Consider the following 22,547-nt stretch of genomic DNA (forward strand, 5'->3'; position numbering starts at 1 on the left):
TAGGACGATAGCACAACAGGCATTCCCGAGCTAACGAGGAACCTCCGGCAGCGCACGGTCGGACTCGTGTCCTCTCGCTTGCTCCCGCGTGGACTTGGGCCCTCGCCCGGGGCGGGTGGATCGGTCGATATCCAGTTCGTTGGCTGCGACGGAAAGATTGCCAACCTGTATTTCGAATACACATGGCTGGAGTTGCTGGGTCCGCCTCTATCACCCCGCACGCAAATTTTAGATCGCACATGGGTATTCTCGGAGCCGAAGCTGATGAATGGACATGAGGACGTCCAATGTCCGCTCTTCCAAAGCTGCCCTGGAATCGCTTTCGCTAATGTCCGTTTCTGGCGCTACTTGCCCGTTCAGGTGGCCGCTACAGTTGATTGCGAGCGACCTTGGGCAGTCTTTCGAAACGAACGCCCAACAGAATCGTCATTTGTTCTCGCTCAGCGTTGTTTGGCGTACCTTCAACGCGACGCCCTCCACATGATCTTGCGCGACTGGACAGTCAGGCTGCTTCGGCGTCCGTCCCGCTAAAATCGACTGCAGCGAAAGCCGCCTTCAGCACATCCGGTCCGGCGCCGGGCCTTGTCGCATCGGTCGAAAGGATCTGCCGGTAGCGGCGCGCGCCAGGCAGGCCGTGGAACAGGCCGACCATGTGACGGGTGACATGGCCAAGCCGCCCGCCCCGCTCGATATGGCGTGCCGCATAATCCGCCATCGCATCGATCAGCGCGGCAAAATCGAACGTTTTGGACCTGTCGCCGTAAAACGCCGCATCGACGCCTGCCAGAATGCCCGGCGTATGATAGGCGGCGCGGCCGAGCATGGCGCCGTCGACATGATCAATGTGGTCAAGCGCCTCTTCAAGGGATTGAATGCCGCCGTTGATGCCGATGAATTTGTTTGGATTTTTGGCCTTCAGCCGATACACCCTGTTGTAGTCGAGCGGCGGGATGTCGCGGTTTTCCTTCGGGCTCAGCCCTTCCAGCCACGCCTTGCGGGCATGCACCCACAGCGCGTCGGCGCCGGCCGCGAAAACCCCGTCCGCCAACGTATCGAGCGCCGGCTCGGGATCCTGCTCGTCGACGCCGATGCGGCATTTCACGGTAACCGGAATGCTGACAGAAGCCTTCATCGCCGCGACGCAATCGGCGACCAGAACCGGTGCTTTCATCAGGCAGGCGCCGAACGTACCCGACTGGACGCGATCGGACGGGCAGCCGACATTGAGGTTGATCTCGTCATAGCCGAAGACTTCGCCCATGCGGGCCGCCTCGGCAAGCTTCTGCGGATCGGAGCCGCCGAGCTGCAACGCGACCGGATGTTCCGTACCATCGAAGCCGAGCAAGCGCTCGCGCTCGCCATGGATGACCGCGTCGGCGACGACCATCTCGGTGTAGAGCAAGGCCCGGCGCGTCAACTGGCGATGCAGGAACCGGCAATGCCGGTCCGTCCAGTCCATCATGGGCGCTATGGCGAATTTTCTATATTTTTCAATCATTTACACACAGATTTTAAACCACGAGATTGGACAGACTGACACTGCCGGCCTCTATGATATGTGACTCATTTCATTCTTTTTTCAAAGCGTAACCATCAATGTCACTTCACACCGCTTTTCTGCTCATGACACAATATAATGGTAGGGGCACCATTCCGCTCGATGAGGTCCGTCGCGATTGCCGAGCCAGACTAACTGTGCGTCGCGAGCAGACGTGCAGCTGACTTCAGATCAGCAGTATCCAAACCCTCAACGAAGCGCTCGAACCGCGGCTGGAGATGCGCCCGGGCGGTTTCGAGTTGTCTGCGATCGTTCAGAAGGGTAGCCAGGTCGACCGCGGCGCGCAGCTCCCACCCCCACGCGCCCCAACCCTGGCTCATTTCGAGTGACCGGCTGAAGTAGGTTTCAGCCTCGTCGCCAGACTGCACTGACGCCAAAACAAGGCAGCCCTTCACGCGCAGCAACTCCGGCATATAGCAGAGATCTCCGTTTGCCTCGACCGACAGGATCGTGTCGTCGAGCAGTGCGAGGGCCTCCGCGAGCCGGCCCGTGGCGGCAAGGCCTTGAACGAGCGCGACGTTGAGCGGAGTGGTGAGCAGTTCGTAGGGTGCTGCGTGGAGCTCCGCGAGACTGCCTTGCAGGCTCTCGATTCCCTTTTCCGCATCGCCTCGACGAATGGCCAGTTCTCCCTTGAAGCCTCGTCCTAGCGCCAGATACGGTCCGAGCGAGTGGGGTTCCGCACGCAAGCAGAGACGGTCTATATGCTCGTCCGCGCGGTCGAGATCGCCGACCCAAAGGAACACGGAAACGGCCCAGACAAGAGCGATCGAAAGCGTCAGCGGATGGTTCAGGATCTCGGCGTCCTTGATCGTCAGCAGCGCGCGTTCCACCGCCCGATCCGGATGGCCTTGCAGCCAAAGCGTTCTTGCCAGGATCGCGCCGGCCAGGATTCTCCCGTCGAAGCCGAGATAGTTGGTCGTGGTCCGACCGGAACGCGGCCCGTATCGCAATGCTGCCGCAAGCGAGGTCTGGGCGCGAGCTAGTTCTCCATTGAGGTGAAGCGATATTCCCATCAACGAATGCGCCAATGTCGTGGAGACGGAGTCTTCCAGCGCGTCGGCAATGACGGTGCAACGCTCCGCGTAGCGGAGCGCGGTCCTGAAATCTCCCGTACGCAAATGGAACATCTGCAGCGGCCCGAGAACCTGAATCTGGTCGAGCGCATCGCTGCGCTGCTCGGCAATGGAGAAGCTTCTGTTCAGCGCCACGCGCGCTGCGTCCCTTCCCCCGTGCGTGAACATCAGGGAAACTCCAAGGGCCGCCTGAAGGTGCATCTCCTCGCGTCCGCTGCGCATGGAGTCGTCGAGAGCGAAAATTGCCCGGGAGCTCCAGCGATGGCACTCGGTGAGCAAGGACATCGACAGGAAAAGCGGAGCAGCGGCGGCGGCAAGACGAATGCCGAGCCTGGCATCCCCGTTGGATCCGAAACACCAATCCAGAGCCCCACGCACATTGGCAAGGCCCGCGAGGTGCAGTGATCGTTGCGACGCGCTCGACAACGTAGGCCACTCATTCCCCGTGTCCTCCAGCCATCGCAGACAGTAGGTCGCGTGCCGGGCGGCCAGTTCCGTGAGTTCCGCATCCTGGACCTCGAACTGAAGGGCACAAGCCCGCGTCGTATCGAGCAGTCGATAGCGCATCGTTGCACCGGCTGGCCTCGCCGCGACCATCGACTTCGCCACGAGGCTATCGATGGCGCTGAATACGAGCGCATCGTCCACGGTCGGGCTCGTTGCTATTGTCAGCGCGGCATCGATCGAAAAAAGACCGACGAAAACGGCAAGCCGGCGAAGCACCAGGCGCTCGAATTCGGACAGAAGCCCGAAGCTCCAGTCCAGAGTAGCCTGAAGTGTCTTCTGGCGCGGCGGTGCGCTGCGCTGCCCCGGCCACATGAGGGCCAGGCGTTCGTCGAGAAGCATCGCGGTCTTCTGCAGGCCGTAGCTCGCAACCCGTCCTGCTGCCAGTTCGATGGCAAGTGGTACGCCATCAAGCTTCCGGCAGATGTGCGCCACGACCCCCGCATCCGAATCGTCGAGGTCAAGACGAGCACCGCTCGCTGCTGCGCGCTCCAAGAACAGCTCGGTCGCAGGGAACGCCTGCGCGACTGCCGCGGTGGGTTCCAGATCGTCCGGCGGGTAAGCAAGCGGCGCCAGCTTGTAGACGTGCTCGCCTTCGACCTGGAGAGCCTCCCGGCTCGTCGCCAGGATGTGGGCCTGCGGCGCGGAAGCGAAGATACGGGCGGCCAGGTCTGCCGCCGCGTCTATGACATGCTCGCAGGTATCCAGAATCAGGAGGATTCTCTTGTCAGCCAGGTATGTGATGAGAGCGGACGTGGCGTCGTCAGACTGAAGCGACAAGCCCAGCATCGAGGCTACAGTCGGCGCAACCAGGTTGGGATCATTCAGCGCGCCAAGATCGACGAAATGCACAGCGCCGGCAAACGCATCGACGACGTGATGCCCGGCCGCCACTGCAACGGTGGTCTTGCCGACCCCACCCGTGCCGACGATCGTGACGAAGCGCGCGGCCGCCAGCTCCGCGGAAAGCGCGGCCGTGTCGTCGGTTCGCCCAACCATGCGAGCTAGTCGGCTCGGGAGGTTGGCCTGCGGGTAGCTGGCGGCAGCCTCGCTTCGCGCATCGTTGCGACCACCCGATCGCGAGACCGGCGCCACGAAGCAATAGCCCCGGCCCTTCAAGGTAGCGATGTAGCGCGCGCCGTCCTTGCCGTCGCCCAACGCCTTTCTGAGATTGGCCATATGAAACCGCAGACTACCCTCCTCGACGGTGACGTCGGGCCAGATGTTCGCCAATAAATCCCTCTTGCTGATCACCTCGTTGGAGCGGGCAGCCAAAGTAGCCAGGATATCGAAAGCGCGCCCGCCCAGATCGACGGTGGTGCCTTGCCGCAAGAGCAGCCGTTCGCGGACGGCAAGCGTAAAGGGACCAAATGATATCGTGTCGGCTGCAGGCCCTGTCATGACACTCCCTTCGCAGCCTGCTCATGCAGGCGACCATTCACCTATGAGAACAACAAAAGTGGGGGCTTCGCTGCAAGCCTGCATTCGCCGACGAGCGCTAACGTTGCATCATAATGCATAACGGGCGCTTCGGGCGATCTCCTTCTATGTGTCGAAAGCAGCAAGAACCTCTCTGCCGACGGACCCAAGGAAAACGACCATGCCCGCATCATCGCCATCGCTCACGCGACGAAGCCTGCTTGCCGCATCAGCGGCCACAGGCGCCTTGAGCCTGCTTCCAGCAATGGCGCGCGCGAGCGTCGATAGTGAAGCCGTCCGTCCCTTCCGCGCCGGCATTCCGGAGGAGGCAATCGTCGATCTCCGCCGACGTCTGGCAACGACGCGCTGGCCCTTGCGGGAAACAGTTACGGATCAGTCCCAAGGCGTGCAGCTCGCAAAGCTCCAGGATCTCCTTCGATACTGGATGACCGATTACAACTGGCGGAAGGTCGAGGCGAAGCTCAACGCTCTGCCTATGTTCGTCACCGAAATCGACGGCCTCGCTATCCACTTCATCCACGTCCGGTCCCGCCATGAGAATGCTATGCCGATGATCATGACGCATGGCTGGCCCGGCTCGATCTTGGAATTCATGAAGGTCGTCGGTCCGCTGACAGATCCCACGGCCCATGGCGGCGCGGCGGAAGACGCATTCCATCTCGTCGTGCCGTCGATACCTGGCTTCGGCTTCTCCGGGAAACCGACGGAGGCTGGCTGGGGCTCAGACCATATCGGCCGTGCCTGGGGCGTGCTGATGAGGCGGCTGGGTTACGACCGCTACGTCTCGCAGGGTGGCGACTGCGGTTCGGTCATCTCCCATCGCATGGCGCTGCAGAAGGTGCCTGGGCTCATTGGCATACACGTCAACATGCCGGGGACCGTGCCGCCGGAAATTGCATCGGTGCTGGCGGCCGGCGGGCCGACGCCGAGCGGACTGACCGAGAAGGAAAGTGCGGCATTCGATGCGCTCGACACCTTCTACAAGGACAGTTCCGGCTATGCCGCCATGATGGTGACGCGGCCACAGACCATCGGCTACTCCCTGGTGGATTCACCTGTGGGTCTTGCCGCCTGGATCTACGAAAAGTTCGCGCAGTGGACCTATAGCGGTGGCGACCCCGAGCGGGTTCTGACCAAGGACGAGATGCTCGACGACATCTCGCTCTACTGGCTCACTGAATCCGGAACCTCCGCGGCGCAGATCTACTGGGAAGACCACTCCAACAATTTCAACGCCGTGGACATTGCCGATCTTCCGGTCGCCGTGACGGTATTCCCCGGCGAAATCTACTGCGCGCCGCGAAGCTGGGCCGAGCGCTGCTACCACAACCTCATCTATTTCCATGAGGCCAAGGCCGGCGGGCATTTCGCTGCCTGGGAACAGCCGGAAATCTTCACGCAGGAGGTCCGTGCAGCTTTCAGATCGCTGCGCTGATCGAAGATCCGATGTCATACAGGATGCATGCCATGACTACCCAAGCAAAACGACTCTACACAGCGAAGGTGCACACAACGGGCGGCCGGGAGGGCGGCTCACGCAGTTCCGACGGCAGGCTGGACATCAGGCTCTCGACGCCCGGCGGCGCGGGCACCGGCACCAATCCCGAACAGCTTTTTGCTGCCGGTTGGTCGGCATGTTTCGAGGGCGCGATGGCGATCGCCGCGCGCAAAATGAACGTCGTGCTGCCAGCAGACCTTTCGATCGATGCGGAGGTTGATCTCAACAGCGGCGACGGCGCCTTCTTTCTCAGCGCCCGGCTCAATGTGAGCCTGCCAGGGATGGATCGCAACGACGCCCGGGCCGTTGTCGATGCTGCTCATCAGACCTGTCCCTACTCGAAGGCCACGCGCGGCAACATCGAAGTCGAAATTAACCTGATCTAGTCCCTCGGTTTCGGCACTGCCGCGACTGCCCTGGAAACATGAACAAAGGTAGTAGTCCCATGAACGCAATCAAAATTCCGGAAGTCGTCGACCATCATCGCCGACGCCTGTTCGGCATCGCGGCCGCGACCGTGGCGTTGGCTCAGTTAGGAGCGGTCCGAACCTCCACTGCTCAGGGCGGGACGCAGACGACATTAGCCGGCGGGACACGATCGCGAAACTCATTCGCATCGCTGAAGCAGATCGAGGCTGGTCTGCTCACCGTCGGGTATGCCGAGGACGGCCCGGCGGATGGGCCACCCGTCATACTGCTGCACGGCTGGCCCTACGACATCTACAGCTATGTCGATGTCGCGCCGCTGCTTGCAGGAGCCGGCTATCGGGTCATCATGCCCTATCTGCGCGGCTACGGCACGACGCGGTTCCTGTCGGATGCCACTCTTCGCAACGGCCAGCAGGCTGCGCTGGCGGTCGATATCATCGACCTGATGGATGCCCTGGGCGTCGAAAAAGCGATCGTCGCCGGCTACGACTGGGGCGCGAGGACGGCAAATATCCTTGCCGCGCTCTGGCCGGAGCGCTGCAAGGCCATGGTTTCGGTCAGCGGCTATCTAATCGGCAGCCAGGCGGCCAACAAGGCGCCGCTACCGCCACAGGCCGAACTGCAATGGTGGTATCAGTTCTATTTCGCGACCGATCGTGGCCGTGCCGGCTATGCGCAATACACGGACGACTTCGCCAAACTGATCTGGCGGCTCGCCTCGCCGCGCTGGAACTTCGACGACGCGACCTTCGCCAGAAGCGCCGCTGCGTTCAAAAACCCCGACCACGTCGACATCGTCGTCCACAACTACCGTTGGCGGCTCGGCCTTGCTGAAGGCGAGCGCCGCTATGACGAACTGGAGGAAAAGCTTGCCAAGCGCCCGGAGATCGACGTGCCAACGATCACGCTGGAGGGCGACGCGAATGGTGCTCCACATCCCGATCCCGACGCCTATGCGAAGAAATTCTCCGGCAAGTACGAGCATCGGCTGATCACCGGCGGCATCGGGCATGACCTGCCGCAGGAGGCGCCTGATGCCTTCGCCACGGCCATCATCGATGTCGACAAGTTCTGAACGCGGACGGAGCGAGCGCATGAGACGCAATCTTGCAATTGCAGCCGTCATCGCCGTGTCGATCGCTCTCGCTATCGGCTGCGTTGAGATCGACAGCGTTCGAGTTAAGAACGCGGAAGCCTCGCCGATCTATGGCGTGACGATCCCGGTCGGTTACCGCAGCTGGGAACCAGGACCTGGCCACCTGGTCGCAGGCATGCGGTCTAGCCTGCGACCTTGATGAGCGCCCGCTCCATGGCTGCAAGGAAGAGGTCGACATGCTCGGCCTGGCAAACGAGCGGCGGGCGCACTTTGAGCGAATCCTCGTTGGCCCCTGTCGTGCTGACAAGGACGCCGTCGTCGCGCAGTGCGTTCACGACATCCAGCGCCATTGCCCGCCGGCTTGCCGCCGGGGCACCCTCACGCCCGATGTCGATGCCAAAGAACAGACCGGCGTTTCGGATAGCGCGAACTCCATATGGCTGCTGTGCGATTTTCTCCAGCCCGGCTCGGAGGCGCTGGCTCATTGCAAGCGCTTTCTGGGGGATCTGGTCGCGCTGCAGGATCGCCAGCACGGCGTCGGCGGTCGCTATGCCAACCGTATTTCCGGCGAACGTGTTGGAGTAGCGAGCGGTTGCGCCAAATTGCTCCATCGGTGCTTTGCGACCAACGACCGCGCCAATTGGAAATCCGTTGCCCATCGGCTTGCCGAGGGTAGCGAGATCGGGAACGATCCCGTGCCGTTCAAAGCCCCACATATGAGCGCCGGTTCGCCCAAAACCCGGCTGAACTTCGTCGGCGATGACGAGACCACCTGCCTCCCGCACCGCCGCAACTCCACCGGCGATGAAGCCGGGGGGATCGACCCATACGCCATCGCTGGAAAAAATACTGTCGATGAGCAGGGCCGCAACGCCGATGCCACGACGGTTCAGATCTACGATGGCCGCGCGTACTTGCGCCTCGAAAAAGTCCGCAGCCTGGGCTTCCGGCACACCCTCCGGCCCCGGCAGGGAGACCATGCGCACGAATGGGCTGAGCTTGACTGCGTCGCCCAGGTTCGGGGAAACCGCAGCGACAGCCGCGCTGGTGCCGTGATAGGCGTAGGTCGAGACGATCACGCCTTCATTGCCGCTCGCAAATCGCGCGATACGCAGGGCCAGATCGTTGGATTCACTCCCCGTGCAGGTAAAAACCACCCGGTCGAGCTCGCTTGGGAAAGTGTCGACCAGTCGCTCGGCATAGTCGATAAGTTTTGGCTCGAGATAGCGCGTGTTGGCGCTTATCCGGCCCGCCTGTTCAGCCATTGCGGCGTTTACTTCTGGGTGGCAATGGCCGAGCGACGGCACGTTGTTGTAGAAATCAAGATAGGCACGCCCGTCAGGGTCGTAGAGCCACATGCCTTCGCCGCGAACGAAGTGCACGGGCCGGCGGTACTGAAGCCGATAGGAGGCCCCAAGTACTTCGTCACGGCGAGCAATGAGCTCGGACTCGCGCCTCGGAAGATCGGATTCGCCGGGCCTGTAGCGATTAGGCATGAGATCTGTGGACATGTGCTGCTGCCTATCTGAAAGAGTACCTTGATCAATTCGCGGTTCGTCTTTTGGCTACCGTGCCGGTCGAGCGAACCGAGATGCGTTACGGCTGAAACGACGACATTGCCGCCAGGACGGCTGCCTCGCCCGATGCGACACCAAGAGGCGCCAGGATGGAAAGTCCGTGCTCGGCACGCGAGACATTCTTTTTGATGTATTGGGCATCGGCCGGAAAAAGGTGGGACCGCCAGTAGTTGACCAGGATCAACGCGCTTTGTCGCGCCCGCATCAGTCCGACGAGCAATTTTGCTTCCAGTGCCGAAAGTGCAATGACAGAGGCATAGCCGGCAATAAGATGCTCGGCTCCACCCAAAGGAAGTGTCGAATCCCCTACGACGTGACTTGCTGCGATCGCCAGGTCCTGGATCCTGGGGCTCCAGCAGCCATCGCCGAAATCGATGAAACCCATCCCCTGGCCTGTTACCATCATGTTGAACGGGCTGGGATCATTATGAGTCACCTGCCACGCCACGTCAGAGATTTGTGGCTCAACGAATTCCGCATACTCCGCCATCGCGACGCGTACGCTATCGGCAACGCTCCCGGATGGCAGGTATTGCTCCAGTTCCATTAACCTCGACCAGCAACCGACATGCCAAAGAACAGGACGGTGAGCCGCAGGCACGCTGACCAGCTCAAGAGCCAGGTCCAGCCGGGCGAGAGCGCTGCCGGTTCGAAAAAGCAGGTCGGGAGTTGGCGTCGCCTGGTGCAGCGGAATGCCCTCGATCCGGGTCTGCAAGTACCCGCATGTCCCCTCTTGCTCGAACATCCCCTCTTGCTCAAACATCAACGCGCCGCTGGTCGTGCGGAGCACTTCGGGTGCAACGAAGCCCGTGAACCCTTGCAATCCGGCCATGGCGGCGGTTTGAAAACGAAAGCTGTCGACCGCCTCCGCTGTTGCCGACGTCTTCAGGATCAACCGGCGGCCGTCCGACAGGTTGACCTCAATGGTGCGCTCAACCTCGGAGGACAATGTCGCGATCGATCCCGTCAATCCGTAATGGCGCTTCAGCAGTGCCGCCGACATGTCCGGTTCGGAAGCGCCCGGCCGCATCGCCAGGCTTGCGGCGGCAGCGCGAAAATAGGCTTCGGTTGAAGCTGCCGCGTAAGGCAGATGGTCGCATCCTGCCGTCATGGAGCCATCGAGCTGACCAGCTTCCTCATCGGGGACCAGATCACCATAAGCGCCCAATTCGAAAGATCCTCGCCTGTTGGGGACGGTTGTTCTTCATGCTTCGACAGATGGAGCGCTCCAGCGATGACGCCCCGCAGTTCCATTTCTCGCGGTATGTCAGACTGCATCGCTGGCCGCCCTGGAAATGGACGCAGTACTTTGCGGGGGCTCCGGCCTGTCCTCACCCCTCAGAGTCCGAAAACGCCTGGTAGCTGCGTCACATCGCGGATTTCGGTGTATTCGTAAAAGGGGTTGGCCGGCTCGTGGCCGCGATTGACCCAGACCTTGCTCTTGATCCCCAGATCATAGGCGGACATCAGGTCGTGGCGGAAAGACGAGGACACATGCGTGATATCCTCCGGGCCGCAGCCCAGCATGTCGAACATGTATTCGAACGCCTTGAAGTGCGGCTTGTAGGCACCCGCCTCTTCAGCGGTCAAGACGGCATGAAAGGGCGCACCGAGCTTTGCCACGTTCGACGGAATCTGGGCCACCATGGAGTTCGTCAGGGTGACCAACGGAATTTCCTTGGCCAGCTTGGCCAATCCCTCGGGAACGTCCGGATGCGGCCCCCAAGTCGGGATGCGGTTGTAGATCGTTTCGGCGTCTTCGGCACGGAATGCGACGCTGTTGCGGCGGCAGGTGCGTTCCAGTGCGTTGTGAACGACATCTGCATAAGGCTTCCAGTCCTGCAGCACCTCGTCGAGGCGGTAGCCCTGGAAGTTTCTGATGAATTCGTCCATGCGCGGCCCATCCAGAAGATGACCGAACAGGTCCCTGGCGGCTTCCGCCATTTGGAAATTGATGAGCGTGCCGTGGCAATCAAACGTCACGTATTTCGGCCGGAAGCGATCCATGTCCTTGGTTCCTGTCAATCTGCCCTATCAGCCGAGCATAATCGCAGGCGTCCGGCAGAATGTGCGGCAATGCATGGTCATTCAGCACAAGGCCCTCCGGTCGACAGCCAAACCAGCACGCCCTTTCGCAGCGCTGTCTCTTTCGCCCCGCCTGAGCCGATACGGGGCGCAAAGGCGACCTTATTTTCTTAGTTTAGCTGTTCTCAAGCACCTGCCGCTTGAACGATGTCTCGGACTCTGCGGTCAGCCAATCGCGCAATGCGGAGAGGCCGGTTGAAACAATGATCGACTTCGGATGGATCAGGCCGTAGTCCGTCCCGTCGCGATCAAAGCCGAGTGGTGCTTCCAATCGTCCATTCGCGACGTCATCCGTTGCAATCGCCTGGGGGGCAAGAGCAACGCCAAGACCACCCAGGGCCGCTTCTGTCATCAGGAAATGATGATCCAGCAATCGGGTCGTTCGAGGACGCGGCGCATCCATGTGCACGTCGAGCCACGCTTCCCAGGCATCCGGTCGCGTCCGTGATCCGAGCGCCACATAGTCGCCACTCTCGAACCGCTTGCGCAGGGATGGCAGCATGACCGGACCGACGCGCTCGGGCATCAGCCTGATGATGGTCCATTCCGGGTCCACCGGAAAATCGAGACGGCGGATCGCAAGCGTCACCCGGTCACGCGCGAAGTCGAGCCCTCCGCCGCCGGTCGACAGATGCACCTCGACATCCGGGTATCGATCCTGAAACCCAGACAGGCGCGGGATCAGCCAGCGCATCGCCAGCGAGCGCTCGCAGGACAAGATGATCGGAATGGGCGTCGAGCTGGATCTGATCTCTGCCAAGGCATCAGTGATTAAATGGAACGCCTTGCCGGTCGCCTCCGCCAGCTTCGCACCATCGGAGGTCAGACGCACCCCGCGCCCGTCCGCTTCGAGCAAGCGCAAGCCAAGATCGGCGGAGAGTTTGGAGACGCGACGGCTGACTGCACCATGCGTCAGAGCGAGTTCGGCCGCCGCAGCACGCACAGACCCCAGACGCGCCACTGTTTGGAAGGCACGCAGATCGTCGAGTGAAGGTAGGTCAGATCGTTTCATTGGTGATTTCATATCACCATAAATCGTCAGATCATATCGATATTCGGTTCTCACCGTTCTGCTATTCTCACCAACATGAAGCAGACCACATCTCTCCTCGTCGGGATAGTCGCCGACGATCTGACCAGTGCTACCGACGGCGCGGCGGCCTTTCTCGCGAGAGGCTATGCACCTGTGATCAAGCGACAGGTCGACGGCGCGGAGAATGGAGCTATCACTTCTATCGATACCAACAGCCGCGCCTCCGACATCTGGCAGGCGACAAGGGCTATCGCCGACGCCGTGTCGGCCCTCTCGCATGCCCGCCTTCTGTTCAAAACGATCGATTCGACCCTGCGCGGCCATATCCGCGTGGAAGTCGCCGCCGCCTTTCGCGCCAGCGGCCGGAGCAGGCTTGTCATCGCTCCAGCCTTTCCCGAAGCGGGGCGGCTCACCGTCGGCGGGATCCAGACGGTGAACGGCATTCCCGTGAGTCAGAGCGTCTACGGCCGTGACCCAGTCCATCCCGCAGGCACATCGCACATTGCCGATCTGGTCGACCCGTCCCTGGGGATACCGATCATTCTCGCAGCAAACAGTTCCGGCGATGCGGCGACGAAAGGGTCCATTCTGATCCTCGACGCCGACAGCCAGAACATACTGAACCGGCAGGTCGCCGACATTCCCGATCCCGAGACTGTCCTTTGGGTGGGCTCCCCTGGTCTCGCCATCGCGCTGGCATCGCTGGTCCCTGCAGTGCCGGACGAACGCCCGGTAACGGGCAAAGCCGCCGGGCAGGTGGTGATCGTCGCAGGAAGCACCAATCCGGTGACGCGCGTCCAATGCGAGACCTTGCGTGTACGAGGCGTTCCCGTCGTCAGCGACCTGGCCGACGCTCCCGGCGACGCCCGTGTGATTTGTCTTCGGGCACCGCTGCAACGGCACGAGAATGCCAGCGCGGTGATGACGAACCTCGCCGGACAAGCAGCCGCAGCGGTCGCCCGGCGCGACTATGACGCGGTGATCGCCACCGGCGGCGAGACGATGGCCGCGATCCTCGACCGCCTCGGCATCAACGGGTTCCTTCTCACCCGCGAGTTGGAGCCCGGCTTTCCGGTTGGCCGCGCCGAACGGGCGGATGGAGAGCCGCTCACCATCGCCATGAAGGCGGGAGGCTTCGGCTCACCCTCTGCACTCCTTGATGCAGCCCGCGACCTGCTGGCAAACCGCTTTCACGAAAGGCTCTGATCGATGACCGCCCATGACGCTCCTCTCGCCGTGACCATGGGTGATCCCTCCGGCATCGGCCCCGAGATCATCGCAAAAATGTATCTCCGTCGACCGGACAAGCGACACTGGATCGTCGTCGGTGATCCGCTGGTGATGACCCACGCCCTTTGCGCACTCAATTCTGATGTGCGGATCCGGCCGATCGCCTCCGTCGATGAGACCGTGCTCGATGACGGAACCCTCAACGTGCTTTGCTCCTCGCAGCTTTCCGCCCTGCCACCGGTCAGGCAGGTTTCGGCCGTCAGTGGCCGCGCGGCGTTCGACGCCATCGTTGTCGCGATCGGACTGGCGCGGGACGGTTGGGTGGGCGGCATCGTAACGGCGCCGATTCACAAGGAGGCCCTCGCAGCAGCCGGTTTGCACTATCCCGGCCACACCGAAATCCTGGCCGATCATGGCGGGGCTCCCAAGGTCGCCATGATGCTGGCGAACGAGGACATTCGCACGGTCCTCGTCACCATCCATTGTTCGCTGTCCGAGGCGATCCGCAAAGGCGATTTCGCGGCGCAGATGGATGCCATCCGGTTGGCCGATGCCGGTGCGAAGGCGCTCGGCATCTCCCATCCGCGCGTCGCCGTCGCCGGCCTCAATCCGCATGCCGGCGAAGGCGGTCTCTTCGGAGACGAGGAAATCCGCATCATCCGGCCGGCGATCGAGGCGGCCCGTGCCGAAGGTATCGACGCCTCCGGCCCATGGCCAGGCGACACCGTGTTCATGCAGGCCCGCAAGGGCCGGTTCGACATCGTGGTCGCCCAGTATCACGACCAAGGTCTCATCCCGGTCAAATATATGGGCCTCGACCATGGCGTGAACGTCACGCTGGGCCTGCCATTCGTGCGCACCAGCCCCGATCACGGCACCGCCTTCGACATCGCGGGGTCCGGCGTTGCCGACCCCTACAGCCTGGAGACCGCCTTCGACTACGCCCTTAGGCTGAAGGCCTCCCCCTCCTAACCAGAAAGCCGTCACCCCATGACCCAATTCGACTTCATCTTCATGCTGACACGCAACGACCGCACGGTGACCGACGCCGCCGTCCACGCCGAAACGGCGCTCGGAGCCGGAATCCGCCACATCGGCTTCAAGGACATCGGCCTGCCGCTCGACGCGCTTGCCGCCCTCGCCCGCCAGATCCGCGAGGGCGGAGCCAACACTTATCTCGAAGTTGTATCGCTCGACCGCGACAGCGAGATCCGCTCGGTCAAGGCGGCGATCGACCTCGGCGTCGACTTTCTTCTCGGTGGCACCCATGCCGAAGACGTGCTGCCGCTGCTGGAAGGGACGCCCATCCGCTACTATCCGTTTCCGGGTCGCATCGTCGGGCACCCGAGCATTCTCGAAGGATCGCATGCCGAGATCGTCAAAAGCGCCGTCGCGCTCGCCAGCCATCCCGGTGTCGCCGGTCTCGACCTTCTCGCCTACCGTTCGGCAGGCAATGTGCCGTCTCTGATCGACGCTGTGTGCCGGGCTGTGCCCAAGCCCGTTATCGTCGCGGGATCGGTGGACCGGCCGGATCAGATCAACACCATTCGCAACAGTGGCGCAGCAGGATTTACCGTCGGCACCTCCGCGCTGGACGGCCGGTTCCCGGCGGAGGGTCCCGCACTGGAATTCCAGCTGCGGGCGATTTCGGCTTGCCTCGAAGGACATCAAGAGAGCGTGGGAGGTTAGTCCTGGTCAAAATAGTCACAAATTGAACCCAGCACGGCGGAGCTTCGAACAATCGAGGAAGCTCCAGACCAGAGTTCTCTACCACTCCATTCGATCGCATAGACAAACGCCCTGTCGACGTACCTGCCCGCGCGCCGTCGCAACATCGAGGTCTTTGATGCCACGCCCGATCGTCGAACGGGCCAGACCGGTGATCTCAGACACCACCGCAAGCCCACAACCCGCAGCACGAGCCTCACTCGCAGCGAATACCCGGCGGCCACGCTCGTCCGCTTCGAGCGGTCCGCCTCCACCGCTGCTCGATTCCGCGTCGGTCGATCATGCCCGATCGGTAACCCACAAAGCGACCGAATAGAATCGCAACCTGATGAGTCAAACCGACGCAGACGTCACCAAATCCGATTCAGTCATCAATCGACATGTTCTAACTGATTAGCGATCCGCTCAGCCTACAGGCGTAGACGGCAGCTGCGCCCTCTGCGCCCTGCAAAAATGTCGCCTAGAAATAGCCGAGGATGGATTTGACCTCGAGATACTCCAACATGCCTTCGATGCCATATTCGCGTCCGTTTCCGGACTGCTTGAAACCGCCAAACGGGGCGTGCGGATCCCAGGCCGGGTAGTTGAGATGAACCTGACCGGCGCGGATCCGCGAGGCGACGTCCCTGACGGCGCCCATATCCGCGCCCTGCACATGGGCGCCCAGGCCGTAGACCGTATCGTTGGCGATAGTGACGGCCTCCTCGACCGTGTCGTAGGGGATGATGCACAGAACTGGCCCAAAAACCTCTTCCTGGGCAATGCGCATGCCTGTGCGCACGTCGGAAAAGATGGTCGGCTTGACATAGAACCCGACGCTCAGATCGTTCGCGCGACCCGACCCGCCGGTGAGGAGCCTGGCGCCCTCCGAAATGCCGATGCCGATCATGGTTTGGATGCGGTCGAACTGGGAACGGTTGGCGATTGCACCATGAGTGGTGGCTTCTGAAAGCGGATCGCCGACGATGATCTGGGCTGCGGCCCTCCTGGCGATTGCCTCGATCTCGGACAGCCGCTCGCGCGGCACGATCATGCGCGTCGGCGCGCTGCATGACTGGCCGAGATTGCGGAAGGCGGCGGCTACGCCCAGCGAAACGGCACGATCGAGATCGGCGTCGGGCAAAATCACGTTCGGCGACTTGCCGCCGAGCTCCTGTCCGACGCGCTTGACCGTCGGCGCGGCGGCCTGGGCCACCGCGATGCCGGCACGGGTGGAGCCGGTGATGGAGATCATGTCGACATCCGTGTGGGAGGCGAGACCCATACCCACGCCTGGGCCGTCACCATTGACGAGGTTGAAGACACCGGCAGGGAAGCCGGCTTCCTCAATCGCCTCGGCAAACAGCAGCGCGTCCAAAGGAGAGAGCTCGCTTGGCTTCAGCACGACCGTGCAGCCTGCGGCGAGCGCCGGCGCAACCTTGGCGGTGATCTGGTAGAGTGGCCAGTTCCAGGGCGTGATCAGGGCGCAGACACCGATCGGTTCGTGGGTGACGGCGGTGTGGCCGCGCTGCTCGACGAAGGGGAAGGTTTTCAGGACATCGTGAGCGACTTGCACATGGGCGATCGCGAGCGGCACCTGCGCGGTGCGCGCATATCCGATCGCCGCGCCCATTTCGAGGCTCAAGCATTGCGCAAGCAGTTCATTGCGCGCTTCGAGCAGCGCCTGCAGGCGATAAAGCAGACCCGCGCGGTATTCCGGCCTGGTACGGCTCCAGGTGGCGAACGCCCGGCGGGCCGCTGCAACGGCCGCGTCCACATCCCAGCTGTTTCCGAGCGGAAACCGGGCCACGATCTCTTCGGTGGCGGGATTCACCACGACGCTCTGGGCGGTGCCTCTCGGCTCGACCCATTGACCGTCGATGAAGAACTTGTCGAGGCGGCCGTTGCGGGACAGGTGTTCGAGGGGCGAAATCATGTGACAAGGTCCTTCATGCGGTAATAGGCGCCGAGGATCGGCAGGAACCAGGGACGCCCAAAGTATCCAGGGATCGCCGGCCAGTCGAAATCCTTCCAGGGGTTCAGGTCGGGACGCCCATCCATGACATCGGCCATGATGCTGCCCATCAGCGTCGACATATGGGTGCCGTGCCCGCTATAGCCCATCGAGTAGTAAATTCCGTTGCGCTCTCCGGCACGCGGCAGGCGGTCGCGGGTCATGTCGACCATGCCGCCCCAGCAGTAGTCGATGCGGATGTCGGCCAGTTCCGGATAGACCTCGACCATCGCCGCTTTCAGGATCCGGCCGCTCTTCTCGTCGGACTGCGGGTTGGATACTGCAAACCGGGCCCGCCCGCCGAACAGCATGCGATTGTCCGGCGTCAGCCGCCAATAGACAACGAGATTGCGCGTGTCGACGACATTGCGTCGGGTCGGCATCAGGCGCTCGAGTTGCGAAGACGACAGCGGTTCCGTCACGACCAGGAAGGCGCCGACCGGCACGATGCGGCGGCGGATCCATCCGAGCGGACCGACCTGGGAAATGCCGCTCGCCAGCAGGACCTGACGCGCGACGATCTTGCCTCGCGGGGTCTCGACCTCATGCCCGTCGGCGACCTTGCGCAGAGCCATGACGGGGGCGTTTTCATAGACCTCTGCGCCCCGCCGTGCGGCGGCGGTCGCCAGGCCCCGGACGAAACGGCCGACATGCATGCTGGCGCTCTTGGGAAGCAGCAGCCCGCCATGGTAGCGGCTGGTGCCGACTTCAGTTCGCAGGTCGGCGCGCGCGATCATCCTCGTCCCGGGATCGACATTTGCCGCCAAGAGTTCCTGGCTGCGCGCCAGCACGTCGTAGTGCTCAGGCTTGGCGGCAAGCTTGAGCTTGCCGACCCGGGAGAAGCTGCAGTCGATCTTTTCTTCCTGCACCAACCGCTCGACCATATCGACGCCGGCGTCGAAAGCCTTGTAGAGGGCGTTTGCGGCCGGCTTGCCGTGCTTGCCGGCCATGATTGCATAGTTCTGGGCAAAACCGTTGTTGCACATCCCGCCATTGCGGCCGGAAGCGGCGTTGCCGATCGTTTCGGCCTCCAACAGTCCAACCCGGGCGCCCTTTTTGGCGAGGGCAAGCGCCGCGGAGGATCCGGTCAGGCCGCCGCCCACAACCGCCACATCGTAGTGGCCTTCGAGCGGTTTGGACGCGCCCTCATTGAACGGCTGAGAGGTATCCAGCCAATAAGATGTAAACTTCATGATTGCACCACCAGTGCGTCAGTTTGCACGGGCGCCATGCAAAGCGTTGCGATTGCAGCGCCTACCATCCGCGGATCCGCTCCCAACGGGCTTCGATCCGGGGACTGTCCCCGTTGACGACGCTGTAGAAGTGGTGCTGGGCGGCCATCGCGCAGGCATGGTTGGGCAGAATCCGGACCCGAGCCCCGAGCGGCAAATCGGGCATGGACTTTCCAGAACCGGCACGAATGGCGAGGATACCGTGTTCCTGGCTGGCCTGCGCCACGATCACATCTTCAAGCACCCGCCCCTTTTCATCGCAGACCACGCCGTAACCCTGGTCGACCTGCTGGTTTGCGGTTCCGCGGTCGCGCGAAAGCGCCATCCAGCCCGCGTCGACCAGCACCCATCCTTTTTCCGGCTTGGACCCGATCACCGTGGCCAACACGGAAATTGCGATATCGTCGAGATCGCAGACCCCTACCCCGTGCTGGACGAGGTCAAAGAACATGTAGACCCCGGCGCGCAGCTCCGTGACGCCTTCGAGGTTCTCGGCGAAGTGCGCCGTCGGCGTTGAGCCGAGGCTGACGATCGGGCAGGCATGGCCGTGGGCGCGCAAGGTTTCGGCGGCGCGCACTGTGGCCGAACGCTCGTCCTCGGCTGCCTTGACCAGCGCATCGGGCGTGTTCAAGCCATAGGACTCGCCGGCATGGGCGAGGACGCCGACCAGGTTGGCGCCAGCTGCGACGATCCTGTCGGCCACATCGAGCAGCTTGGGATCGTCCGGCTTCAATCCGCCGCGATGGTCGTCGCAGTCCAGTTCGATGAAGACGGACGGCGTCACACCGGTGGCTTCGCGTACACCGGCCAGGGCGTCGGCCTGCTCCACGGAATCGAGCAGCAGCTTCACATCTGCGCCGGTGCGGCGACAAAGCTCCATGGCGCGGACGGCCGACGCCGGCGACATGCCGACTGCATAGGTGATGTCGCGAAAGCCGTGGCCGGCGAAATAGTCCGCCTCGGCGATGGTCGAGACCGTGATCGGGCCGGGTTCGCCGGGGAACACATGTCGGGCGACGTCGATGCTTTTGGCCGTCTTCATATGCGGGCGCAGCACTACGCCAAGCCCTCTGGCATGCTCGGCCAGACGCTGGATGTTGCGCTCGATCCGCCCCCCGTCCAGAAGCAGCGACGGGGTGATGAGGGCATCGATCGTTTGTGCCGCCTCACTGATATTTACATTCGTATCCATCGCTACCCTACCTCATTCCTCAACCGAACGACTGATTTGCCAAGGCATACATGCGGGCCGTCCCGTCGCAGACGGGCCGTCGCCCCTTGACCATCGCGATCACAGCACCGACACGCGCGAGGCCCAGGCTATCCAGCCAGTCGCCCAATCCGTGTTCGGCATAGACGTCGATGCGCACGAATTGGCCGTGAAGCGTCGCAAGCTGGGCCAGGATCAGGAGTCGCGCGTCCTGGGCGCTTTCTGCTGCAACAGGGCCGACGACATAGCCGCGGCCGAACCGCCTGGCGATGGCGTAGCCTGCAATCCGCCCCGCGCGTTCGATGACCGAAACATTGCCCGCATCAGCGAGGCCAGCCACCATCGACGGCCGGGGCATGCCTGTGGCCCGTTCGTCGAAGGCCTGGATTGCCGCGAGGTCGGAGACCGTCGCCTGACGGATGTCGTCGCGCGCACTCTGCGTCACGGCAACGGTCAGCAGGCCCTGGTGCTGAACCACCGTACCCCAGGCAGTGAACCCGCGTCGCTTGTAGAGTGCGAGCCCCTCTTCCGTCGAATTGAGCAGCACGCTGCGCCCGTCCGTGGCCTGAAGCAACCCGTCAAAAAGCCGGGAGCCGTTGCCGCCGCCTTGCGCCGAGCCAGTGACTATGATCATCCCGGCAGTGGCATAGGCCTGTCCGTAATTCCAGGACATGGCAGTGCCGATCACCTGTCCTGCCCGCTCGAGGACCAGGCCATTGCCGACCTTCACGGCAAATTCCCAGTCCTCCTGGCGATAAGGCCAGCCCATTTCCTGCGACAGCTTCAGCGCGCCCGGCACATGGCGGGTCTCGAATTTCATCAGCTCGGTCGGGGCGCTGACGCTATCCCTGTCATGATCAACGGCCATAGGTGCAACGCTGTCGCTTGATCCAAAGTCACATTTGTAGTCGGACCTTATGGCGTCCGGCGGGCAGATTTCGCTGCTGTTATGCCCCTTCAATTCAGCGGGATCATTCGTTTTGAGCCGTCCGTCGGCATGCCATATGGCGCAAATCGGGCGAGGAATGCGGCAAGACCACTCGGGCGTCGCTCAGGCGAGGTGCAATGCAGAGACCTCAGCGGCATCCTTCGGTCGCAGCCTGCCACGCGCCTGACCAACGTCAATGCAATTTGAGACGCGGACGGACAACCCGGTTGACATGGCCGACCAGGATAAGAGCCAGGCCCTTGATCCAGCCATGTATGGCCACCAGGTGCATGCGGTACAAAGACACGTAGATCATCCTGGCGAGTCGCCCTTCGATCGCCATCCGCCCTCCGACGAGATTTCCCATCAAGCTGCCGACGGTGGAAAACCGGCTCAACGACACGAGCGAGCCCTTGTCCCGATAGACAAATGCTTCCGGCGTTTCCCCGGCAATCAAGTGAAGAATGTTGCGATAAGCGGTCGATGCCATCTGGTGGGCGGCCTGAGCGCGTGGCGGCACCGGGCCGCCCGCCCCTTCCGGCTTGAAAAAGCAGCAATCGCCGATAGCGAAGATGCGCTCATCCCGGCTCGTTTGGAGGGTGGGAAGGACGACAAGTTGCCTGCTGCGCGCCACCTCAAGTCCGTCGAGCTCTCCCAGAAGATTTGCCCCCTGCACTCCTGCAGCCCAGACGCAAATATTGGCGTGTATCTGCTCCCCGGTAGCACACCTCAGTCCCTGTTCCGTTGCTTCGGATACAGCCGTGTTTGCGAGCACCCGGACGCCGAGGGCCTCAAGTTCCTGATGCGCGGCCTTTGCTAAAGCTTCTGGGAGAGCCGGAAGAATCCGCGGCCCGGCCTCTATCAAAGTGACCCTCAGCCGGGTCTCGTCGAAGACTTCCAGGCCATAATGTCTGAGAGATGATGCAGCATTGTAGAGTTCAGCAGCGAGTTCGACGCCTGTCGCGCCGCCACCTACGATAGCTATATCAACAAAGGCGTCGTCGGTTGAATCAGCTGACATTGTCCTGGAAACTCGAAGACAATGATTCAACAACTTCAATCGAAAGCGATCCGCTTGGTGACGGTCTTCGAGGAAAAGGCAATGATCCTTGACTCCGGGAGTGCCGAAGTCGTTTGAAACCGACCCGATTGCGATAACCAGGTAATCGTATCGGAGTCGATGTCGACCAACCAGTTCCGACCCGTCATCATCGAATATCGGCGCCACTGTGACCTGCCGCGCGGTGCGATCGATGGCCTCAAGCGACCCGTAGAAGAAGCGGTAGCCCCAACGGTGCCCGTGGCCACGGTAGCCCACTTCGTCAAGATTTGCGTCGAGTGATCCGGCAGCAACCTCATGGAGGAGCGGCTTCCAGATATGGGTGTGGTTCCGCTCCACAAGAATGATATCGAAATCCTTACGGCCGAGCCGTGCTCCGAGCCGCCGCACGAGCTCAAGTCCTCCAGCCCCACCGCCAACGACGACAATTTGGGTCTTCATTCGTGCTTGCCCGGTCCGTAGCGGAATGCTTCTCGACATGACCAACCGCCTGTCAGCGGCTGGTGCGCCGGATGGCAATCAAGTCCTGGATTCGATAGCCCTGAATGATAAAGAAGCGTCATCATCGCCTTCACGAACTCAAAAATCGCGCTATTCCCGGGCGTTCACGCCGCGAATGGCGAGCCCTGTAGTCCAGCCCCAAGGCCGCCCTCACCAATCCATGACAACCTTGCCGGAATTGCCGCTCTTCATCGCCTCGAAGCCGGAAATATAGTCGTCAACGCCGATGCGGTGGGTGATCAAACCACTGACATCGAGCGGACCCTGCACCAGGGCGATCATCTTGTACCAGGTCTCGAACATCTCGCGGCCATAGATGCCCTTGAGATGCAGCATCTTGAAGATGACCTTGTTCCAGTCGATCTCGAAGCC

18 protein-coding genes and 2 pseudogenes are annotated in these 22,547 nt (G+C 62.2%); 7 read left to right on the top strand and 13 right to left on the bottom strand.

The genetic code is table 11. The annotated features are described in order from the left end of the window. Positions 1 to 502: 502 nt before the first annotated feature. Positions 503 to 1,498: a tRNA dihydrouridine(20/20a) synthase DusA gene (gene dusA, locus AC0L3D_RS07640; protein WP_473643717.1), complete on the bottom strand. Its 996-nt coding sequence runs from the start codon at positions 1,496 to 1,498 to the stop codon at positions 503 to 505. A 191-nt stretch (positions 1,499 to 1,689) separates the two neighbouring features. Further along, positions 1,690 to 4,536 (bottom strand): ATP-binding protein, encoded by a 2,847-nt coding sequence (locus tag AC0L3D_RS07645; RefSeq protein WP_473643719.1) that lies wholly within the window; start codon positions 4,534 to 4,536, stop codon positions 1,690 to 1,692. Positions 4,537 to 4,735: 199 nt separating this feature from the next. Here AC0L3D_RS07645 and AC0L3D_RS07650 point away from each other — a divergent pair, with 199 nt between their 5' ends. The 4 genes from AC0L3D_RS07650 to AC0L3D_RS07665 all read left to right on the top strand — a co-directional run bounded on the left by AC0L3D_RS07650 (position 4,736) and on the right by AC0L3D_RS07665 (position 7,797). Continuing rightward, a complete protein-coding gene (locus tag AC0L3D_RS07650) occupies positions 4,736 to 6,010 on the top strand; it encodes an epoxide hydrolase family protein (RefSeq protein ID WP_287260396.1) in 1,275 nt (424 codons plus the stop codon). A gap of 32 nt (positions 6,011 to 6,042) precedes the next feature. Further along, positions 6,043 to 6,459 (top strand): organic hydroperoxide resistance protein, encoded by a 417-nt coding sequence (locus tag AC0L3D_RS07655; RefSeq protein ID WP_473643747.1) that lies wholly within the window; start codon positions 6,043 to 6,045, stop codon positions 6,457 to 6,459. A 74-nt stretch (positions 6,460 to 6,533) separates the two neighbouring features. Further along, positions 6,534 to 7,577: an alpha/beta fold hydrolase gene (locus tag AC0L3D_RS07660; RefSeq protein WP_287260415.1), complete on the top strand. Its 1,044-nt coding sequence runs from the start codon at positions 6,534 to 6,536 to the stop codon at positions 7,575 to 7,577. Between the two features lie 19 nt (positions 7,578 to 7,596). Beyond that, on the top strand, positions 7,597 to 7,797 hold the full coding sequence (locus AC0L3D_RS07665; protein ID WP_473643721.1) for a hypothetical protein: 201 nt from the start codon (positions 7,597 to 7,599) through the stop codon (positions 7,795 to 7,797). Here AC0L3D_RS07665 and AC0L3D_RS07670 read toward each other — a convergent pair. From AC0L3D_RS07670 to AC0L3D_RS07685, 4 genes are all read right to left on the bottom strand, one after another. Continuing rightward, positions 7,781 to 9,109 (bottom strand): aspartate aminotransferase family protein, encoded by a 1,329-nt coding sequence (locus AC0L3D_RS07670; protein WP_473643722.1) that lies wholly within the window; start codon positions 9,107 to 9,109, stop codon positions 7,781 to 7,783. The two genes, AC0L3D_RS07665 and AC0L3D_RS07670, sit on opposite strands and share 17 nt — an antisense overlap. Before the next feature lie 85 nt (positions 9,110 to 9,194). Continuing rightward, complete coding sequence (locus tag AC0L3D_RS07675; RefSeq protein ID WP_473643724.1) at positions 9,195 to 10,343, bottom strand: phosphotransferase enzyme family protein; 1,149 nt, start codon at positions 10,341 to 10,343, stop codon at positions 9,195 to 9,197. A gap of 170 nt (positions 10,344 to 10,513) precedes the next feature. Further along, positions 10,514 to 11,182 carry a haloacid dehalogenase type II gene (locus AC0L3D_RS07680; RefSeq protein ID WP_077378182.1) on the bottom strand — a complete coding sequence of 223 codons (669 nt, stop codon included), beginning with the start codon at positions 11,180 to 11,182 and terminating at the stop codon, positions 10,514 to 10,516. 193 nt (positions 11,183 to 11,375) lie between these two features. Then, complete coding sequence (locus AC0L3D_RS07685) at positions 11,376 to 12,284, bottom strand: LysR substrate-binding domain-containing protein (protein ID WP_353827912.1); 909 nt, start codon at positions 12,282 to 12,284, stop codon at positions 11,376 to 11,378. A gap of 63 nt (positions 12,285 to 12,347) precedes the next feature. Here AC0L3D_RS07685 and AC0L3D_RS07690 point away from each other — a divergent pair, with 63 nt between their 5' ends. From AC0L3D_RS07690 to AC0L3D_RS07700, 3 genes are read left to right on the top strand one after another with little or no spacing between them, the layout of a single operon-like run. After that, on the top strand, positions 12,348 to 13,499 hold the full coding sequence (locus tag AC0L3D_RS07690; protein ID WP_473643726.1) for a four-carbon acid sugar kinase family protein: 1,152 nt from the start codon (positions 12,348 to 12,350) through the stop codon (positions 13,497 to 13,499). A 3-nt stretch (positions 13,500 to 13,502) separates the two neighbouring features. Continuing rightward, positions 13,503 to 14,495, top strand: a complete 993-nt coding sequence (gene pdxA / locus AC0L3D_RS07695; protein WP_473643728.1) for a 4-hydroxythreonine-4-phosphate dehydrogenase PdxA — start codon at positions 13,503 to 13,505, stop codon at positions 14,493 to 14,495. 18 nt (positions 14,496 to 14,513) lie between these two features. Continuing rightward, positions 14,514 to 15,212 carry a 4-hydroxythreonine-4-phosphate dehydrogenase gene (locus AC0L3D_RS07700; protein WP_473643730.1) on the top strand — a complete coding sequence of 233 codons (699 nt, stop codon included), beginning with the start codon at positions 14,514 to 14,516 and terminating at the stop codon, positions 15,210 to 15,212. A gap of 108 nt (positions 15,213 to 15,320) precedes the next feature. Here AC0L3D_RS07700 and AC0L3D_RS07705 read toward each other — a convergent pair. From AC0L3D_RS07705 to tdh, 7 genes and pseudogenes are all read right to left on the bottom strand, one after another. After that, a pseudogene (locus AC0L3D_RS07705) lies at positions 15,321 to 15,534 on the bottom strand (ISAzo13 family transposase); the annotation flags it as partial. A gap of 177 nt (positions 15,535 to 15,711) precedes the next feature. Next, positions 15,712 to 17,166 carry an aldehyde dehydrogenase family protein gene (locus AC0L3D_RS07710; RefSeq protein ID WP_473643732.1) on the bottom strand — a complete coding sequence of 485 codons (1,455 nt, stop codon included), beginning with the start codon at positions 17,164 to 17,166 and terminating at the stop codon, positions 15,712 to 15,714. After that, entirely contained in the window at positions 17,163 to 18,437 is a 1,275-nt protein-coding gene (locus AC0L3D_RS07715; protein ID WP_473643734.1) for an NAD(P)/FAD-dependent oxidoreductase, read from the bottom strand. Before AC0L3D_RS07715 ends, AC0L3D_RS07710 begins: the two co-directional genes overlap by 4 nt. 61 nt (positions 18,438 to 18,498) lie before the next feature. Beyond that, positions 18,499 to 19,668, bottom strand: coding sequence for an alanine racemase (locus AC0L3D_RS07720; RefSeq protein WP_473643736.1), 1,170 nt, complete (start codon positions 19,666 to 19,668; stop codon positions 18,499 to 18,501). A 19-nt stretch (positions 19,669 to 19,687) separates the two neighbouring features. Next, positions 19,688 to 20,485: a GNAT family N-acetyltransferase gene (locus AC0L3D_RS07725; RefSeq protein WP_473643738.1), complete on the bottom strand. Its 798-nt coding sequence runs from the start codon at positions 20,483 to 20,485 to the stop codon at positions 19,688 to 19,690. Between the two features lie 322 nt (positions 20,486 to 20,807). Further along, positions 20,808 to 22,115: an NAD(P)/FAD-dependent oxidoreductase gene (locus AC0L3D_RS07730; protein ID WP_473643740.1), complete on the bottom strand. Its 1,308-nt coding sequence runs from the start codon at positions 22,113 to 22,115 to the stop codon at positions 20,808 to 20,810. Between the two features lie 210 nt (positions 22,116 to 22,325). Further along, positions 22,326 to 22,547: pseudogene (gene tdh / locus AC0L3D_RS07735) on the bottom strand (L-threonine 3-dehydrogenase); the annotation flags it as partial.

It is taken from the genome of Mesorhizobium sp. WSM4837 (assembly GCF_055811435.1).

Excerpts from the sequence above, each read along its gene's own strand:
- AC0L3D_RS07650 (WP_287260396.1), top strand. The coding sequence starts at position 4,736 with ATGCCCGCATCATCGCCATCGCTCACGCGACGAAGCCTGCTTGCCGCA.
- dusA (WP_473643717.1), bottom strand. The coding sequence starts at position 1,498 with ATGATTGAAAAATATAGAAAATTCGCCATAGCGCCCATGATGGACTGG.
- AC0L3D_RS07680 (WP_077378182.1), bottom strand. The coding sequence starts at position 11,182 with ATGGATCGCTTCCGGCCGAAATACGTGACGTTTGATTGCCACGGCACG.
- AC0L3D_RS07700 (WP_473643730.1), top strand. The coding sequence starts at position 14,514 with ATGACCCAATTCGACTTCATCTTCATGCTGACACGCAACGACCGCACG.
- AC0L3D_RS07715 (WP_473643734.1), bottom strand. The coding sequence starts at position 18,437 with ATGAAGTTTACATCTTATTGGCTGGATACCTCTCAGCCGTTCAATGAG.
- AC0L3D_RS07645 (WP_473643719.1), bottom strand. The coding sequence starts at position 4,536 with ATGACAGGGCCTGCAGCCGACACGATATCATTTGGTCCCTTTACGCTT.
- AC0L3D_RS07665 (WP_473643721.1), top strand. The coding sequence starts at position 7,597 with ATGAGACGCAATCTTGCAATTGCAGCCGTCATCGCCGTGTCGATCGCT.
- AC0L3D_RS07710 (WP_473643732.1), bottom strand. The coding sequence starts at position 17,166 with ATGATTTCGCCCCTCGAACACCTGTCCCGCAACGGCCGCCTCGACAAG.
- AC0L3D_RS07730 (WP_473643740.1), bottom strand. The coding sequence starts at position 22,115 with ATGAAGACCCAAATTGTCGTCGTTGGCGGTGGGGCTGGAGGACTTGAG.
- AC0L3D_RS07670 (WP_473643722.1), bottom strand. The coding sequence starts at position 9,109 with ATGTCCACAGATCTCATGCCTAATCGCTACAGGCCCGGCGAATCCGAT.
- AC0L3D_RS07655 (WP_473643747.1), top strand. The coding sequence starts at position 6,043 with ATGACTACCCAAGCAAAACGACTCTACACAGCGAAGGTGCACACAACG.
- AC0L3D_RS07690 (WP_473643726.1), top strand. The coding sequence starts at position 12,348 with ATGAAGCAGACCACATCTCTCCTCGTCGGGATAGTCGCCGACGATCTG.
- AC0L3D_RS07685 (WP_353827912.1), bottom strand. The coding sequence starts at position 12,284 with ATGAAATCACCAATGAAACGATCTGACCTACCTTCACTCGACGATCTG.
- AC0L3D_RS07720 (WP_473643736.1), bottom strand. The coding sequence starts at position 19,668 with ATGGATACGAATGTAAATATCAGTGAGGCGGCACAAACGATCGATGCC.
- pdxA (WP_473643728.1), top strand. The coding sequence starts at position 13,503 with ATGACCGCCCATGACGCTCCTCTCGCCGTGACCATGGGTGATCCCTCC.